Source organism: Ruminiclostridium cellobioparum subsp. termitidis CT1112 (assembly GCF_000350485.1).
GTDB classification, from domain to species: domain Bacteria; phylum Bacillota; class Clostridia; order Acetivibrionales; family DSM-1351; genus Ruminiclostridium; species Ruminiclostridium termitidis.
In genome coordinates, this window is sequence record NZ_AORV01000060.1 from 164,034 (window position 1) to 182,017 (window position 17,984).

15 protein-coding genes are annotated in these 17,984 nt (G+C 41.1%); 3 read left to right on the plus strand and 12 right to left on the minus strand.

The features are described from left to right. Positions 1 to 4: 4 nt before the first annotated feature. The 5 genes from CTER_RS21395 to CTER_RS21415 form a co-directional block, all read right to left on the minus strand. On the minus strand, positions 5 to 631 hold the full coding sequence (locus tag CTER_RS21395; protein WP_004629182.1) for a YitT family protein: 627 nt from the start codon (positions 629 to 631) through the stop codon (positions 5 to 7). Between the two features lie 41 nt (positions 632 to 672). Beyond that, positions 673 to 1,887, minus strand: coding sequence for a cation:proton antiporter (locus CTER_RS21400; RefSeq protein WP_004629001.1), 1,215 nt, complete (start codon positions 1,885 to 1,887; stop codon positions 673 to 675). 26 nt (positions 1,888 to 1,913) lie between these two features. After that, positions 1,914 to 2,408 (minus strand): cation:proton antiporter regulatory subunit, encoded by a 495-nt coding sequence (locus CTER_RS21405; RefSeq protein ID WP_004629223.1) that lies wholly within the window; start codon positions 2,406 to 2,408, stop codon positions 1,914 to 1,916. 575 nt (positions 2,409 to 2,983) lie between these two features. Then, positions 2,984 to 4,087, minus strand: coding sequence for a Gfo/Idh/MocA family protein (locus tag CTER_RS21410; RefSeq protein WP_004629062.1), 1,104 nt, complete (start codon positions 4,085 to 4,087; stop codon positions 2,984 to 2,986). An 85-nt stretch (positions 4,088 to 4,172) separates the two neighbouring features. Further along, complete coding sequence (locus tag CTER_RS21415) at positions 4,173 to 4,838, minus strand: ThuA domain-containing protein (protein WP_004629227.1); 666 nt, start codon at positions 4,836 to 4,838, stop codon at positions 4,173 to 4,175. A 224-nt stretch (positions 4,839 to 5,062) separates the two neighbouring features. On the opposite strand from CTER_RS21415, the gene CTER_RS21420 reads away from it, so the two are divergent. Further along, complete coding sequence (locus CTER_RS21420) at positions 5,063 to 5,848, plus strand: helix-turn-helix domain-containing protein (protein WP_004629110.1); 786 nt, start codon at positions 5,063 to 5,065, stop codon at positions 5,846 to 5,848. Positions 5,849 to 6,550: 702 nt separating this feature from the next. Here CTER_RS21420 and CTER_RS21425 read toward each other — a convergent pair. Further along, positions 6,551 to 8,557, minus strand: coding sequence for a methyl-accepting chemotaxis protein (locus CTER_RS21425; RefSeq protein WP_004629244.1), 2,007 nt, complete (start codon positions 8,555 to 8,557; stop codon positions 6,551 to 6,553). Positions 8,558 to 8,762: 205 nt separating this feature from the next. Here CTER_RS21425 and CTER_RS21430 point away from each other — a divergent pair, with 205 nt between their 5' ends. Further along, entirely contained in the window at positions 8,763 to 10,334 is a 1,572-nt protein-coding gene (locus tag CTER_RS21430) for a helix-turn-helix domain-containing protein (protein ID WP_004629119.1), read from the plus strand. Positions 10,335 to 10,500: 166 nt separating this feature from the next. Here the strand turns inward: CTER_RS21430 and CTER_RS21435 are convergent, their stop codons facing one another. From CTER_RS21435 to metG, 4 genes are all read right to left on the minus strand, one after another. Further along, positions 10,501 to 11,613, minus strand: coding sequence for a 3D domain-containing protein (locus CTER_RS21435; RefSeq protein WP_004629261.1), 1,113 nt, complete (start codon positions 11,611 to 11,613; stop codon positions 10,501 to 10,503). A 193-nt stretch (positions 11,614 to 11,806) separates the two neighbouring features. Continuing rightward, entirely contained in the window at positions 11,807 to 12,520 is a 714-nt protein-coding gene (locus tag CTER_RS21440) for an MreC domain-containing protein (RefSeq protein WP_004629135.1), read from the minus strand. 37 nt (positions 12,521 to 12,557) lie between these two features. Further along, the gene (locus CTER_RS21445) at positions 12,558 to 13,325 is read right to left on the minus strand and encodes a TatD family hydrolase (protein WP_004629011.1); all 768 of its coding nucleotides are present in this window, start codon (positions 13,323 to 13,325) and stop codon (positions 12,558 to 12,560) included. A 144-nt stretch (positions 13,326 to 13,469) separates the two neighbouring features. Further along, entirely contained in the window at positions 13,470 to 15,473 is a 2,004-nt protein-coding gene (gene metG, locus CTER_RS21450) for a methionine--tRNA ligase (protein WP_004629144.1), read from the minus strand. 162 nt (positions 15,474 to 15,635) lie between these two features. Between metG and CTER_RS21455 the strand changes: the two genes are divergently transcribed. Further along, positions 15,636 to 16,694 (plus strand): DUF2600 family protein, encoded by a 1,059-nt coding sequence (locus CTER_RS21455; protein ID WP_004629003.1) that lies wholly within the window; start codon positions 15,636 to 15,638, stop codon positions 16,692 to 16,694. Positions 16,695 to 16,701: 7 nt separating this feature from the next. Here CTER_RS21455 and CTER_RS21460 read toward each other — a convergent pair whose 3' ends face one another. Both CTER_RS21460 and CTER_RS21465 read right to left on the minus strand, forming a co-directional pair. Then, on the minus strand, positions 16,702 to 17,232 hold the full coding sequence (locus CTER_RS21460; RefSeq protein ID WP_004629173.1) for a spore maturation protein: 531 nt from the start codon (positions 17,230 to 17,232) through the stop codon (positions 16,702 to 16,704). Between the two features lie 14 nt (positions 17,233 to 17,246). Continuing rightward, positions 17,247 to 17,876, minus strand: coding sequence for a nucleoside recognition domain-containing protein (locus tag CTER_RS21465; RefSeq protein WP_004629033.1), 630 nt, complete (start codon positions 17,874 to 17,876; stop codon positions 17,247 to 17,249). Positions 17,877 to 17,984 lie beyond the last annotated feature (108 nt).

Sequence of the window (17,984 nt, forward strand, 5' to 3'; positions counted from 1 at the left end):
TTTCTTATTTTTGTCCCTTTTTGTATATGCGGTCCAGCGGATGCAATATATCCAGTGTAAAATCAATTACTTTAAATACAATAATATACGCTATAAGCGAATATATTGTATTTTCCCACCCAAATATAAATCCGGCCGCAATTACTATAAGAAGATTAATTAATATAAATAACATATTTGGTGAATAATTGTTATTAATCTTAAATAATATTCTTCTATGCTCAATCCCGTCTAAAAACCCTCCGTATTTTAGAATCAATCCCGAACCTATACCAAGACAAATCCCGCCTAATATGGTAGAATTCAGAATATCGTAAGTTTCCCAGTTATCGGTATTTATTGCGGATATCCAGTAAATAAGGGACAGCAATGCAAATAATATTGTAACCAGCTTTTGCTTTCCCCGTTGTATATATTCAATAAGAATAAAGGGGAAATTTAAAATAAAAATTATCACTCCCAAAGGTATTTCAATAAGATAGCTCAATACCACTGAAATTCCTATAATTCCGCCTCCGATAAGATTATGGGTTTTGAAAAAGACCTCGAGACCCAGGGCAGTCATTATTGAACCCACAAGAATAAAAATGTATTTCATAACAATTATTGGAAGCATGCGTTTTACATTCATATATCAACCTCCATAAATTCAGTTTTGAAACCATTGTTCTTTTAAGAAGGAATATTTTTTTGTCTGCCGGATATCTTTTGATAAATAAAACTGCAGAGATTATATATCTTCTTTGATTCTTTTGTAAGTAACGGAGCAACAATAGCCAGAATCAGTACATATATTACAACAAAGGACTGGAGTACCGGCAGCAACCCGCCTGCCTTACCCATATTAGCCATAATTATTGAAAATTCACCTCTGGCCGAAAGTGTAAAACCAATATTGGCCGAAGCCGGATTGGATATTTTCGACAGACGTCCCGAGAATATTCCGGCAATTATATTTCCCAGAATGGTGAGAATAGCGGCTACAACCGCCATAATCGCACCGCCGCCCAGTGACAGCGGGTCTATTGAAAGTCCGAAGTTAAAAAAGAATATTGCGCCGAAGAAGTCTCTGAAAGGCAGTATATTGTGTTCGATCCTCTTGGCATGCACCGATTCGGCCATAATAAGCCCAACAAGCAAGGCACCTATTGCTTCGGCTACATGCAGTGTTTCGGAAAATCCGGCGACCAGAAACAATACACCTATAACCACCAGCAGGAAAAGCTCGGCCGACTGTATGTTAAGCAATTTGTCAATGTACTTCATCACCCTTTTGCCGCCTATAAGTATGGCCAGTATGAAGATAAGCGCCACAAGTGATGTAGACAGTACTCCCCAGACCGAATTTGATCCGCTGAGAAGCAGCCCGGATAATATGGATATGTGAATAGCTATGAACAGATCGTCAAACATTATCATTCCCATGATAATTTCTGTTTCAGGATTTGCGGTACGCTTCAGGTCAATGAGAACTTTTGCTACTATTGCGGTGGAGGAACTGGTCATGATGCCGCATACTACCATGGTTTCCTTGATGGGGAGGCCCATAATCCAGCCAAGCAGCAGCCCGGAAGAAAAGTTTAACAGGACGTAAACCGTACCGCCAATAAAAATAGACTTGCCCGACTTGATGAGACGTGTTACCGAAAACTCCAGACCCAGATAAAACAATAGGAACAACACGCCCAACCGGCCCATAAAATTTATAAATGAAGAACTTTCAATAAACCTTAAATCAATAATACCAAAGCTCGGGGCATGAGGCCCCATAGCCATACCTATCAATATATAAAATGGGATTACCGAAAAGTTAAGTTTATTTGATAAAAACCCCACTATGGCTATCAGTGTTATTGCCACACCAATTTCAAAAACTAATGTATCCATTCTACCTCCCTATGATGTTTATACTTTCATATTTCTCCTCCGAATAAATAATTTTTAAGCACTTTTAAGTGCTTTCTTTCCCCGACTACAACTATGGTGGACTCAGCTGAAAATACGTAGTCAACACCAGGATTTATGTGTTTTTTCTGCCCCTTCTCCATAACGGCAATAATTGACGCTCCCGTCGTCTTCCTTACCTGCATCTCACCAATGGATTTACCGATGCATTTTGAACCGTCTTGAATTTTGTACCACTCAACTATCAGGTCTCCCAAAGACACGTCAACCGTTTCAAGGGCCTTTGGCTTGTATGCCAGTCCTCCTATTATTGCAGCAACATTCCGTGCCTCATTGTCATCGAGGGTTACCATTGAAGCACAGTTCTCATAATCATTGTGATAGAAATGATACAGCTCCCGTCGTCCGTCATCATGTACCACAATAACCAGCTTATTTCCTTCCTGAACCTCTACTTCGAATTTTTTTCCGATATTCGGCAAATCAGATTCTCTAATGGTCATGACTAAGTACCTCCATTTTGTGTATTAACATTGAAGTATACCAGCGATCAAAAAACAAGTGCTAAAAAATAGACTTCACTTCTGACCGCTTTTTTATTCAGTTTTTATTTTATGCTGCCTTAGCATTCTGACAAACATATGTTCACCCCCTTCCAGATATGGCATTGAATGTCTTTTCTGTACGTGTGTGGACACTATTTAATAATTTTGATTTAAATAGATTTTAATTTTTTTAAAAGATAAAATTTTAGAAATTATATAATTTCAGAAGTATCTCAAACCCATTTTAACACGATTTTGTGCAGAATTTCAAGAATTTATTTAAAATTTTATCAATTTTATTATATATCTTCAATTCTCACTCATTATCTCGTGTTATCTTACGTTATCTTTGTCCAGGTTAAACTTTGACTTATAACTATTACCCAGGTAACAAAACCGCCGCGTAAAAAACTCCACTTCTTTTTTTGTGAAATAATAAAAAAGCCATACCTGTAAATAAACTGTCCAACTTTTTTAGTCTTATTTACAGGCAGGCTTTTTATTATGTTCATTATTCACTTTTACTGTTTTGATTACCTGACAAACCCTTTGACAAGCCCGATTTTTAATGCTTCTGGCCTGGAGCATTCCGTTTTTAGGTCAATGAAACTTCTTTTTTCAGAACTCTCCTGAAATGCCTGCATTATCTCGAGGACATGGGCTGCCAGTTCACCGCTTGCTATATTTTTTCTGCCGCTGCAGATAGCGTCGGCCATATCTGCCACACCCAGACCTCTGCTGTTCTCGGAATATATATGTGTCAGAGGAAGCTCCCTGAATCCGTCCTGGAAATAGGTCTGAATTTTTACATCCCCTCCAAAAGTATTGGGGTCGGGAACGAGTAGCGTGCCTCTTGAACCGTATATCTCTATTCTGGGAAGTGTGCTTCCCCATACATCAAAGCTGGTTATGACCGTGGCAATTGCCCCATTTTTAAATTCCACCGTTCCGGCCACATGGGTGGGAACCTTCACATCAATAACCTTTCCGAATTTCTTCTCACTTGTGATGGTTCTCTGCTTGAAGGTTATTGAGTTCATTCCGGCTACCGTTTTGGCCGGACCAATGAGAGAAACGAGAGCTGTCAGATAGTACGGGCCCATATCCAGCATGGGACCGCCGCCGAAATCATAATAAAATTCAGGGTCGGGATGCCAGCTCTCATGCCCGTGGCAGACCATAAAAGCCGTAGCGCCTGTGACATCCCCGATCAGGCCGTCATCTATTGCCTTGCGGCAGGTTTGAAGGCCTGCACCAAGAAAGGTGTCAGGCGCACAGCCCAGCAGCAGGTTTTTTTCCTTTGCGATTTTCACAAGCTCCAGTCCCTGCTCAACTTTGAGCGACAAAGGCTTTTCAACATAAGTGTGCTTGCCCGCCTCCAGGGAACGCCTGCATATTTCAAAGTGATCCTTTGGAGTTGAGAGATTTATAATTATTTGAATTTCATCGCTGTTAAGCATTTCCTCAAGGGTACATATCCTGTTGATTTTATATTTTTCCCGAGCTGCCGCAGCTCTCTCTTCCACCAGGTCACAGACCGCCCATACCTGGGTGTTGACAAAAGCTGAAGTCAGGTTCTGCAGGTAAATGTCGCTGATATTCCCGCATCCGATTATTCCAATTTTAACTTTCTCCATACCGGCCTCCGTTCGCATTGGCTAAACCCTACCGGGCCAATGCTCATTTATTTTTTTATACTTGCTTTTTTAATGATTTATACTTTCATATAAGCCTGTTGGCCCACAAAAATCCCCGTTTCATCAGCTCAGCGGCTTCAGGTGCATCAAATACATCGGCGTGATGTCCCAGAGAAGTATAAAATATTCTGCCCTCACCCCATTTTTTTGTATAGGCAACTGGCATAAGTACGGGGCCGTTGGTGCTGTGAGGTCCCGGGACAAGCGGAAAACTCGTGGTTGCCAGAACATTTACAACCGGATCAATGTGCAGGTAATAGTGTTCCGTTTTCACTTTAAAATCTTTAAGCCCTTCAACTATAGGGCTGGAACTTGCTCCGACGATATTGACCTCATACTCGATACCGTCATTTCCCGGGTGTTCCACCCATTGGGAACCAGTCAAGAATTGCCATCTGGTGCTGTTGCGGAAGGAGTCACACATCCCGCCATGGCAGCCTGCCAATCCGATACCGCTCTCTACAGCCTTGCAGACGTTTCCGACATATTCCTCCTTGATTTCGCTCATTGTATATACAGGTATAATCAAAGAGTATCCCATTATTGTGTCCAGGCTTTCAAAAACACTCAGTTCTTCAAAGATATCAACTTCAAAGCCCTCACCCTTCAACAGTTTTTCAAACATCAGAGATACTTCCACAGGCTGATGTCCATCCCATCCGCCCCGTACAATCATAGCCCTTTTCTTCATAAAATCTCTCCCATCTCCCGGTCAATCAACCCGCAGTTTATTGTCCGGATTAAATTCTAAATATCCGTTAAAAACATATTATGCTTTTGCAGCTTCTAAAAAAAGTAAAAAGGCTATAAAAAGTAGACAATTATTGCAGTAAGATATAATATATTAATATGATGCAAAATTATATCAAAATGTGCATGGATTTGAATTATATGGAGTGCAGATTGGAGGCTTAAATGATTTTTTATGAAAATAAATCCAGTCATTTATATTGCTGGCAGGGAAGTAATATGACTTTTCCTCCGCACATTCACAAAGAACTTGAAATACTGTATTTATTAGAAGGTGAAATAGAGCTGACGGTCAATTCCAAACAGCAGGTGCTGCATGGAGGAGATATAAGTTTTGCTTTCCCCAATACCATTCATGGATATAAAACCATATCCCAGAGTCACTATTATATTTTAATATTCAATGGGGATTTGCTACCCCTGTATAAAAATGTATTTTCAACCTGCAAGGCCGCCGAATGCCGGATTCCGGGGCCGAGTATCCCCGGAGAAGTCTATTCCAGCCTCAGCAGCATATTCAGTGAGACACAGTCGGGCAATAATCCCGGTATCACCACAGGATATCTTTATATCGCAGTAGCAAGACTGCTGGAACTCTTGAATCTGCAAAAAGTAAATAAGGAGGTATCGGTGAATCTGGTGGAGAAGGTACTGAACTATATCCAGCAGAATTACCTCAATGCCATAAATCTTAATTCCATTGCTGCAGAACTTGATATAAGCCCATTTTACCTGTCGCGGGTCTTCTCAAATAACATAGGTCTCAGGCTTGACACATATATAAATGAATTGAGGATAAATTACGCAAATCATCTGCTTTTATCCACAGACAAGCAGATAACCGAGATTGCTCTGGAAAGCGGCTTTGAAACCTTGAGAACCTTCAACAGGGCATACAGGAATATTACCTCCATCACTCCGAGGGAGTACAGGAAGCAGCATCTGCGCTAACTTAACTCCGTTGTGCCAGTTATTCCATATTTGCTTTACCTGTGTAATTTTTTATATCAACTGGTAACTTCCGCACTAACTTCATGAAATAGACACACCAAAAACAATTACGAAAATTGTATCGCCTCATTATAAAGCGGTTTTTGCCGTCGCTCAAACTCGGCATCATGTCTCGATTTGAAGCTCAAAGCAGCGTCCTGCTGCTTTGCCGGCAAAACCGCTTTACCTTCGTCGACAATTTATCGCAATTGTTTTTAACCGTGCATCTATTTCATGAAGTTGTCCTCGCGTTACCAGTTGATTCTAATTAAATCTATCCGTAAAGCAAAAGACAATTTCAATTAGCACAACACGTTAACTTAGACCCGATGTACCTGCCAACCCGGTTAAATTCGGTATGCTTTCCAGCTTGCAAATCTGCCGGCACCATGTACTTGGGCAAACCTGCATGTTTCAAGCAAATTCTTCTATTCGGTCATCCCATTGACGGATACCGGCCTGGCAGTTGAACTGTTTATGATAATCATACCGGTACGCGAGTACAACTTCAAGCAATGGAGTGCACGATAAAAGTGCTTACTGAAATTTGTAGGTGAAATACTTGTTTTGAACCCTTACTATTTCAAGTAAGCACTTTGTGTGCACTCCACTGCTTGAAGTTAGTACGGAAGTACCGGTATAATCATTAACAACTTCCGCTGCCTACACCTTAAACCGGGAGACCGCTTTAATCAAAATCTCCGATTTTCCTTTTGCCGACCCTGCCATCTTTATGACATCGTTTGACATCAGAGCTATGGTTGATGCCGCCTCTGCAATGTTTGTAGCGCCCTGCGCCTCTTCATTGGAGGCATTTGCTATTTCGTCTATCCCCTTTACCATACTCTGCATGGAAGCAAGAAGCTCCTGGGAAGTGGCGCTGAAGTCGGTTACCATATCATTTATGCTTGTTGAAGCCTTGCTGTATTGTCCGCTGGAAGCAACCAGGTAATCATAGTCGTTCAGAACCTTCCTGTCAATAAACTCCATGATCTCTCCCGAGCTGGCCGAGAGTTCCTTCACCGCTTTGAATATTATTTTTGAAATCTTCTGTATCCTCGCAATGGTGTTCTTGGAGCCTTCGGCAAGTTTTCTTATTTCATCGGCAACCACCGCAAAGCCTTTTCCCACTTCCCCTGCCCTTGCAGCTTCAATAGCCGCATTCAAGGCAAGCAGGTTTGTTTGGGAGGTTATTTCGAGGATAGCTTCAGACAGTTCGTTTATCTGGTTGACAGCTTCAGCCTGTTCAATTGCACTCTGCAAATCCTTTTTGGTCTTTTCATATATCGATACGGCATCGGACTTTGAGGAAACGGCATTTTGTTCCATATCCTCAGTCATTTTATTCAGGTCATTTATGGTAAGTGCTCCCTCATGGGCTTTTGTGGCAATAGCCTCAATTGCCGTTTCAATTTCAAGAGAGGTTGCATTCATTTCTTCTGTGGACGATGCAGTCTCCTCGGTACCTGCTGACAGCTCTTCCGTTGTCGCCGAAATTTCTTCTATATTTTTGTTGAGCCTGTCCATCTCAGAATTTATTGTAACCAGCAGCTCGCTGACCTCGGAGGACTCATCGGCAACTTCAATGATAATATTTTTTACAGCCTGCTGCATGGTATTGATGGAGTTTGCAAGGATACCCGTTTCATCTGTCATTTTTAACAGTTTCTCAGGCATATTACCCGAAAAGTTCCCGGTAGCCACAACCTTCAAATAATCTGAAGCTGTTTTTATAGGTTTTGAAATCTTTCCTGCAATCAATAGTGTAATTACCAGACTTACCAACATAAATATAATTGAAAGTACAACTATAATTACGGCCAATTTACTTATTTCGGCCATGGTCTCTGATTCCGGAGCCGCTATGGACAACGACCAGGCAGTGCCCTGCACCGGTGAAAAGCCCATGTATTTTGTAACACCGTTAAAATGATATTCCCCGACTCCTGATTTTCTCTCAGCCATTTGCTTTGTCAATTCGGCCAGTCCATTTAATTGCGGATCTTTTTTTGCTTCTTCAAAAACATTATACATATCAAAGACAAGATTTTTATCATGATGAGCTATTATAGTCCCTGAATTACTGATCATTAAAGCTTCCGAACTTTTTCCATATTGTATGTCATCGATAAGGGAACTCAATTCATTCCCATCCCTGACTGCAATCAATACCCCCTTTACGGTATTTCCCTCTTTAATCGGAACTGCATAGCACACTACCAGACTATTATTTGTTTTGCTTACAATAGGGTCTGATACGGCTCTTTCACCGGCTTTTGCCTTTATAAAATATTCCCTGTCCGCAATTATGGAATTTTTACCGTTGGTATATCTTGCATTGCCATCCATATCTGCAAGCATCATGTATAAATAGCCGCTTCTTTTTACCTCGTTTTCCATCAATCTCAGCTTTTCGTCATATGATGTGGTATCATTTTTTATGTAATCTGTCTCGGCAAATGCTTCCAAAACGCTCAGCTGAACATCAACCCTTGCCTGTATAACCTTTGCGGCCTCCTTGGACATTTGAGCCAGCGATTCATTTATAGTGGATTTCAATGCTCCAGATGAAACCGTATCTGCTGCAACTCCAAGTCCTGTACAAATAAACAACAATAACGCTCCAAAAAATAGAACCAGCTTTGTTTTAATACTTTTTAGCTTGAACATAGATACCTCCAAATAATGTGCCACAAATCACTATCTCAATATATTTTTTTTTGACAACTTATCTCTTATGATATATTAGTAAGGCTTTATTTGTAATATATTATCAAAATTTGTCAAAGCCGTGGTTATGACAAATATTTGAAGATAGAGAACAATCGTTTTAATTGATATATAGTAAATACACTACTGATTTAAGGAGAAAACCATGGCAACCAACATTAAATTCGGTGAATGCCTGAAATTAATTCTATCGGCTTTAGATATAAGTATTAATAGACTGGCCAAGGCAATCAATGTTGACAACTCGCTTGTTAACCGCTGGATTCATGGAAAAAGAGTTCCTTCTTATAATACACTCTATATTGAAAGAATTTCGGAATACCTGTCCAAAAATGTTCATAACTCCACTCAATTGGAACAGCTGAATAATATTCTTTTAGAGGTATGCCGGGATACCGGGGCAGTAGTTGACCTTCAGGAGAAAATCAGGATAACGCTAAGAGAGTCACAGGGTTATTCCTTTGAGTGTAAAAAAGCTGAAAAAAAAGAAAGTAAAATCCACAGGGCAAATATAGAGGAGAGTCTTAGCAATGCAGTGGCCTTATCCAGTAAAGATAAAATTATTTTTGGAATCAGTAATATACTTTCGGCTGCCATCTCTCTACTTGAAACTGCTGTGAACCAGACCCAGCAGGAAGATAAAACCGTATTCCTTACCTTTAACAGTGACTTGGATTTACATACCCTGCCCAATAATAAAATTACACAGTTTAAGGAGCTTTTATTGAGAACCATAAATAACGGATGGGATGTGGTGTTTTTATTGAGATTAACCAATAATACCTCAAGGACTTTAAAGTTCATCAATTTCATACTGCCATTCATGAAAACGGGGAGACTTAATCTGTATTATTTTAAAAAATACGGTGTTTTTGCAGCAGAAAGAGAGCTATGTATCATTTCCGATATCGGAGCACTTTCATGCTTTTCTACAAATCCAACTTCGGAAATAAGTTGTGCCTTTTACCTGGAAAGTAAAGCTGCCGTCAATATTTTAAAGGATTACTTTAATTTGCTTCTGTCCAATTATGCAAAACTGCTCATTAAGTACTATCCTGAGGATATGTCTACAGACTATTTCTGTCTTTTGACCGAAAGTGAAGAAAATATGGGTACCCGCTATGTTTACAATTATGGACTAAGTAAGTTTTTTCTGCCTGAGAAGCTGTATAAAAAGCTCATGGGAAGTAAAAATATGCCTTCTGAGGCAATCCAGATGTACTTGAAGGATCACAAGAGGCAGATTAATACAATCATCTCTAATATCCAGAATTACGGGCATAAGGATATATTTCCTGTGGATACAATAAAAAAGCTGATCTGCCACAGGCAGCTTTACCTATACACTTATTCAGGAATTGAAGTCCTTGAGCTGAAGATTAGGGATATTATTGAAATCCTGCAGAATATAATAAATATCCTTCAAAAGTTCAGCAACTATAATATTGCTTTTTTATCCCCGGATGGTGACAGCACCTTGATAATAAATGATTTATACTGTACGGTCAAGGAAAGGCATTCGGTACAGTTTGAGGCTTTCAAACCCGCAAGCGGCAAGCCCCAGGTCCGGCTATCCATAGAGGAGCCTATGCTGGTGAGAGCCTTTGAAGAATATTTTTGTGACCTCTGGGATCATATAGCCCCACTGAATAAAGATAAAAATGATGTTATTGCCTGGCTGCAAAATCAGCTAGGTATACTGGCCGCAGAACTGTAATCCGCAGAAAAGTGACTGGGTTATCGGACTTTACACAGGCCGGCACAAAACGGCGCAGCCCGGTTTCTCCGGATACGCGAATAGAAAATGAGCCGACCCCACAAACCGGATCAGCTCAAACAGTCCCTTTAATACTTTTATTTGCTTACATACTAAAATCAAACTGCTATTTAAGTATATAAACTTTTACTTTTTTTACCCCCCATATGTCCACCGCATAGCTGGAATCAAGATAAACATCTATCTTGTTTCCTTTTATCGCTCCTCCTACATCGGCAGCAACTGCATATCCATAGTCAGCTGCGGCTCCCGGAACCTCGACATAAACCCGGGTTCCCAGTGGAATAACTCTTGGGTCTACTGCTATAATCCCTCTTTTGACCTTTGCGCCGGTGGCGGTAATACCAAAGCCCGGATCTCCGGGGTGCTTACCGGTATCGGCGAAAGAAGCCGTATATGAGGTCGCCTTCATATTCATAACATTTGAATATCTTAGTGTATCACCTCTCGATGTCTTGTAGTTTAAAACCGTACCGACTTCAACAATCTTATCCAGCGGATTTGTTGCAACAATATCCTCGACCAGTTGTTTGGCGGTCTGCTTTCCATTCTCGTAAACTACAGTATATGTCTTCTCTCTGATGCCTTCTTTTCCTTCTCTAACTGTATTTTTTAGTCCTTTGTCCAGTCTGTTGTTTTCTTTTGTAATTGTTTTAAATGGTATGGGAGAAGTCTCTTTTACTGTCTTTTCATCTACCCGAATTATTGAAATATCCATATTAGGTACAATTCTGTCCCCCAATTGGGACTCGATGAACTTATCGTCTTCATCCACGCTGATAGCGTTGTCGTTTAGTACCTCTTTGACAGTATCCTTATAAGTTTTAACACTTAATTCCTTCCCATCCACAATAATTGAAACAGGTACAGCTCTTTTTATCTCAATTCTGTTCTCCTGGATTCTCCCTAGCTTTGAGTCAAACGGCATGCTGACAAAATCTTCCTTTGCAACTGTTACGCCTGTCTGCTCCAATACCTCTCTCACTGTTGCTTTCATTGTCTTTATTGCAATCTCATGTCCATTGTCGTTGATTACTACGTGTCTTTTCAACCCATTAAATACAAAGACACCGGCAGTAACGGATATAACAACGGCAATACTGATTATTGCAATATCCAATGATCTGATCTTGAATAAATCTCCGTGCTTCTTTCTGCCAAAACCACGAAAATTCATTTGTGAAAAATACCTTTTAATATTCTTCGCAATCGGTATCATAAATACTAACCTCCTGTTAGAAATATTCAAAGGGACTGTGAATATTTTATGCTAAGCGTATAATTTTGTCAAATTTATTGCCTATTAATGGCATAGATTTTCCAAACAGTTCCCTTATTAACAATTATTAACTGGATTTTAGTATATTATTCTGAACCGCTAATTATGCCTGAAAAAAGTCCGAAACCCGCAGCTATGGCTTATCCGACAGTTCGGAAATACGCCATTCCCCTGCTTCACTGTCCAATTCCATGGTAATGTATTTTTCATTTTCACCGCTTTTAAAAAGGACTTGCGGTATCTCTTCCTTATCTTCTGAGGATGCTTCAGGTTTGTCAATCTCAAAGACTACTTGAAATTGAATTTTGGCAAGATGTTCGTCATCGGTCAATTCGTTATAAAGCTTTGATGACTTAAGCCTGATGGCCTTGACTTCACTTTGATAGGTTTTTTTGAATTTTTCTTCATCACTGAGGATTTCATCCCTGGATTCTTTGCTTACAAGAGTATGGGCTGCTTTAAAATTTCTTGAATTAACAGCTTCAACCCATTTTTTTATAGCTGCTTCAAATGGTTCAGTGTTCATATTACTTTTAAGCAGGCTGATAAATACCTTATTGGCCTCCATTTCCTGCCTGACTTGCTGGCTTTCGGCAATGAGCTTATAATTGCTGCTTTTCAGGTCGGAGTTTTCCTGTGTCAGTGAAGAAACCCTTTCTGCCAGCTCCTTGTTCTGCTTGTCAAGATTGTTGATCTTTTCACCGAGAGTATCAATACTCAGGTTTTTGGCATTGCTCAGGTCCTGAAAGCTTTCCAGCTGTTTTTCCCTGTCCCACAACAAATAATTAAAAGAAATAAGTATTGCGATCAGAAATACAAACACAATAACAATAATAAACTTTTTCATAATTCCTCTCCTTGAGAATCAATTAAGACTTATTATTTTATTTCAATCCGAATACCTTTTTCGCATTCATCAGTGTTATCTCGGCAACTTCAGACTCACTTATTTCCTTAATCTCGGCAATTTTTCGAATAATGTGGACCAAATAGCCCGAATTGTTTCTTTTTCCCCTGTGAGGTTCAGGAGATAGATATGGGCAATCTGTTTCAACCAAAAGTTTTTCCAGAGGAACAGCTTTTACAACTTCAACGGTTTTTCTGGCATTTTTAAAGGTGACAGCTCCTCCGACGGCAATATATAAATTCAGCTTAAGCATTTCCATTGCCATCTGTGCACTGCCTGAAAAACAGTGGAATATTCCTCCCACCTGCTTTACATCCGTCTTTTTCAATATATTGACAGTGTCTTCATGTGCATCCCTGTCATGAATGATTATGGGAAGCCTGAGCTCCTTGGCCAGCTCTATCTGCCTTTCAAACCAATATCTCTGTATGTCTCTCGGAGAATTGTCGTAATAATAATCCAGACCTATTTCACCTATGGCCACAACCTTATCATTTTTTGACAGGGTCCGGATCTTGTTCATAATTTCCTCATTCATTTTTTCGGCATCATGGGGATGTATTCCCAGAGCTGCATAAACAAAGGGATATTTTTCTGCCAGCTCCATTGTTGCCCCCAGAGATTCGGGGCTGGCACTGGCATTCAATATATACGAAATCCCCTCCTGATGGAGCCGCTTCAACAAAGAATCCCTGTCTTCGTCAAACCGCTCATCATCGTAATGTGCATGTGTATCAAAAATCAAATTATCACCCGTTTTATTTCAATAATTATCGAATATACCATAGTATTTTGCAAATTTATGAAAAGTACTTCCTAATATCTATATGACAGGATTAGCCTTAAGGTTCCTTTTCAAAACTGTTCAGTGCGACACTCCCAGGCTCTGTCAGCCAACGTGTGCTCCGCTTGGCATGTCTTTGTCTATGGTTACCAGAGACAGGCCGTTTTCATCCGAAGCCGCCAGTATCATGCCCTGGGATTCTATTCCTCTGAGTTTTGCAGGCTTCAGGTTGGCCACCAATATCAGGGTTTTTCCCACCATTTCTTCAGGGGTATAGTATTTTGCTATTCCGGATACCACCTGCCTGACCTCTCCTCCAACCTGCAGTTTCATTTTCAGCAGTTTGTCGGCCTTTTCAACTTTTTCGGCCTCCAGCACTTTGGCCACCCTGAGATCGACTTTGGCAAAATCGTCAATGGTTATCAGGTTGGCATTGGTTTCATCTGCAGGTTGGTTAACGGCCTGCTCTGCTTTTGCAGTCTTTTGCGGCTCTTTAGCTTTTGCAGGTTCAGCCGCCTTTGCAGCTTCCGCAGCATTTTCAGACATTTTTTCTATCTCTTCAAGCTCTTTCTTCAAATCTATCCTCGGGAAGATAACATCTCCCTTGTTCACGCTTGCTCCCACCGGATATACTCCCCATTCCCCGGCTTTATCCCATTCCACCAGGCTTTTGTCGGTTATGCCCAGCTGGTTCCATATCTTTTCGGGAGTTTCAGGCATAAAGGGCTGTATGAGGATGGCTATGACCCTCAAGGTTTCTGCCAGATTGTACATCACCTGTGCCAATCTTGGAGTGTTTGCTTCATCTTTTGCCAGAACCCATGGCATTGTCTCATCAATGTATTTATTCGTTCTGGACACTGTCTTCCATATTTCCGACAGAGCAGTGCTGAACTGCAGTTTGTCAAGGAGTTCCTCCACCTTTGCGGGAGTTTCTTTTACAAGGCTTATGAGATCACTGTCAAATTCACCTGAAACCTTATTTTCGGGAATCGAGCCTCCGAAATATTTATCTATCATTGCCACAGTTCTGCTTACCAGATTGCCCAGATCATTGGCCAGATCGGAGTTGATCCTGTTAATAAGCGCCTCATTGGAGAATACTCCGTCAGAACCGAAAGGAACCTCCCTTAAGAGGAAGTATCTGATGGCATCTAATCCGTACTTATCTACCAGTATCTGCGGATCAACAACATTTCCCTTGGATTTTGACATCTTGCCGCCTTCCAGCAGCAGCCAGCCATGTCCATAGACCTGTTTCGGCAGCGGCAGATCCAGTGCCATAAGCATTGCGGGCCATATTATGGTATGGAATCTCACGATTTCCTTTCCAACCAGGTGAACGTCGGCGGGCCAGTATTTGCGGAACAGAGCATCGTCCTGCGCCGAGTATCCCAATGCAGTTATATAGTTTGACAAGGCATCGATCCACACATATACCACATGTTTGTCGTCGAAGGAAACCGGAACACCCCAGTTGAAAGTGGTCCTTGAAACCGCAATATCCTCAAGACCCGGTCTGAGGAAGTTGTTTAGCATTTCGTTCTGTCTGGATACAGGCTGTATGAATTCGGGATTTTCTTCTATATGTTTGATCAATCTATCCTGATATTTTGACAGTTTGAAGAAATAGCTCTCTTCCTTTGTCAGTTCAACCTCACGGCCGCAGTCAGGGCATTTGCCGTCAACCAACTGTGTCTTTGTCCAGAAGGATTCGCAGGGTGTACAATACCAGCCCTCGTATTCACTTTTATAAATATCTCCCTGGTCATACAGCTGTTTGAATATTTTTTGAACGGCCTTTACATGCTCGTCGTCAGTGGTTCTGATAAATCTGTCATTGGTTATTTTCATCAATTTCCACAGGTCTTTTATACCTGACACGATTTCATCCACATACTGCTTCGGGGTTATTCCCTTTTCTTCGGCCTTTCTCTGTATTTTCTGCCCGTGTTCATCGGTTCCTGTCAAAAACATTACATCATAGCCTTTCAGCCTCTTGTATCTGGAAACAGCATCAGCTGCAACAGTTGTATATGAATGTCCTATGTGAAGCTTTCCGCTTGGATAATAAATTGGCGTCGAAATATAATAAGTTTTTTTAGACATCTTTCCTCCTCATTTGTTACTAAAATTGCAATATATGCAACAATAGATAATAACTTAATGTATTATGTTATTTAATTGTTCCCCAACATGGTATAATTTTATAGTTAGTACTCATTACTACTATACATATTTGTTTTCAATTTTTCAAGGAGAATATTCCGAATGATAAGTTTTATAAGAAGTTTGAAATATTCAAATAAATACAAAAATTATATATATCCAATTGTTGAAAAAAGAGGTAAAGAAAACTGGGGCTACACAAAGCGTATCCGCAAGCTCTCCATTAAGTCAAACGCAAGGGAAGCCCTTGAGAAAAACAGGTTTGATTCGGCAGTTTCCTCCATATGCATGTTGTATCCGAATGTTGATATACCAATGGCTGCAGATGTGATTACTTCTTTCCAGGCCATCCTTCAATACCTGAACACCATATGCATGCATTCCTCTACAAGTACCGAACCCTTTTTGAGGCTGATCTTTTCTTCCTTAAAAGATGCATTAAATCTCAGAAACGACTCATATGAACAGTATTTTACATTCTTCCCCTCAAAGGACGACAGCGGCTATCTCACCATACTTGTAGAAAAGTGCCGTCAGAAAATACGCACTCTGCCGTCCTATGATGTAATCCGCGATCAACTGTCGGCTTTTCTGGCACTTTTCATTGATTTGCAGATTACAAAGTTCTCCTCGGATGATAATGCGAAAGAAGTGAACCTTACCAACTGGAGCTCTGCTCACGGTCAAAAGTATCCTGAACTGTCGGGCTGGGAATTCTGTATGGCAGTTGACTCAACTTTAAGCATACAGCTCCTGCTGGCCCTTGCAACTGATCCGGATCTGACGGAACAAAAAGCTGAAAGCTTTAACATATCTTTTTTTCCATGGATATGCTGCATTCATAAAATACTGGAAGGCTATATCAATTATAATGATGATTTATCCTCGGGAAACATCAATTACGATTTTTATTATGAGAATCTCAAGGAGTATGAGAACAGAATTATTTTCCTTATGAAAAAAGCCTTGAGAATGAAGGCATCCAATCCAAAGCTTGTCCGTTCCACAGTCAAACTGCTTCTGAGCATATACATTACCCATCCAAAAGCAAATGAAGGTATGAATGCCATTACCAGCAAGGCGCTGCTGAAGGCCGGGGGCCGGGGAATGTTTTTCTATTCCACCGCCGTCAACCTTCTCAGAGCAAAAAAGTATTTTTAGGAATTATCTATCCGAAAATAAAACGGCAGGCCCAGAGTGATGCTATGACACTGATAATATCAGCCATTATTGCAGCTATCAGTGTGTATCTTATGTTTTTTACACCTACCGAGCCATAATATACCGCAAGTGTGTAGAAGATGGTTTCGGTAGACCCCATCATGGTGGCGGCAACGCGCCCCTCATAGGTATCCGGCCCAAAGGCTTTTATTATCTCAGTTACAAATGCGAACGAGGCACTTCCCGAAATGGGGCGCAGCAGCGCCAGCGGAGCCACCTCAGGAGGCATCCCCAACAGGTCGATCAGGGGACGCAGCAAAATGATCAGCAGGTCGAGGGCCCCGGAGGCCTTGAACACTCCCACCGCCACCAGCAGTCCTACAAGGGAGGGCATTATTTTAATGACGGTTTCTATGCCGTCCTTTGCTCCCTCGATAAATAAATCGTAGGCCTTAACTTTCCTGAGTATAGCCGCAAATATTATTATAATGAAGATTGCAGGTATTGCATAATCAGATATTTGTCTTATAATCCCCATGGCTTACCTTCCACCTACCGTTTGTGCTTTGCGGCTTTTCCTGAGCCGCCCGGTTCCGTCTGCCCCTCATTCCATACCTTTGACAGGAGCTTGGCAGCTATGATTCCCATTATTGTGGCGCATACCGAGGCTATCCATATGCAGACGATTATTTCGGCAGGCTTCTTTGATCCCTCGGAAGTCCGCAAAGCAATTATGGTTGCCGGTACAAGCTGTATTGCCGCAGTGTTCATGACCAGAAACATGCACATTGAGTCAGTGGCGGTTTTTTTGTCCCGGTTCAAGGACTGCAGCTCATTCATGGCCTTGATTCCAAGCGGGGTTGCCGCATTTCCCAAGCCCAGGAAGTTGGCAACCAGATTCATTACGATGGCCCCCAGGGCAGGATGATCCCTGGGTATATCCGGGTATAGAAAGGTCATCACAGGTCTTACAAATCTGCTGATACTGGTAACCAGGCCGCTTTTTTCGGCTACTTTCATCAAACCTGTCCAGAGACACATCACTCCCAGAAGTCCTATACATACCGTCACCGCCGACTGTGCAGAATCCATGGCAGCTTTAGTAACCTGGTCTATCCTTCCGTTTATTATTCCTACGGCAAAGCCTATCAGAAGCAAACCCATCCATATATAATTAAGCATTTTTCCTCCACGTCCCAAAAATGCACGGTTCCTTAGTTTTCTCTTATTATATATGTGGACAGAGCCCTGTTTATGTTTTCAAATAACTTAACCCGCTGTGCCGGTTGG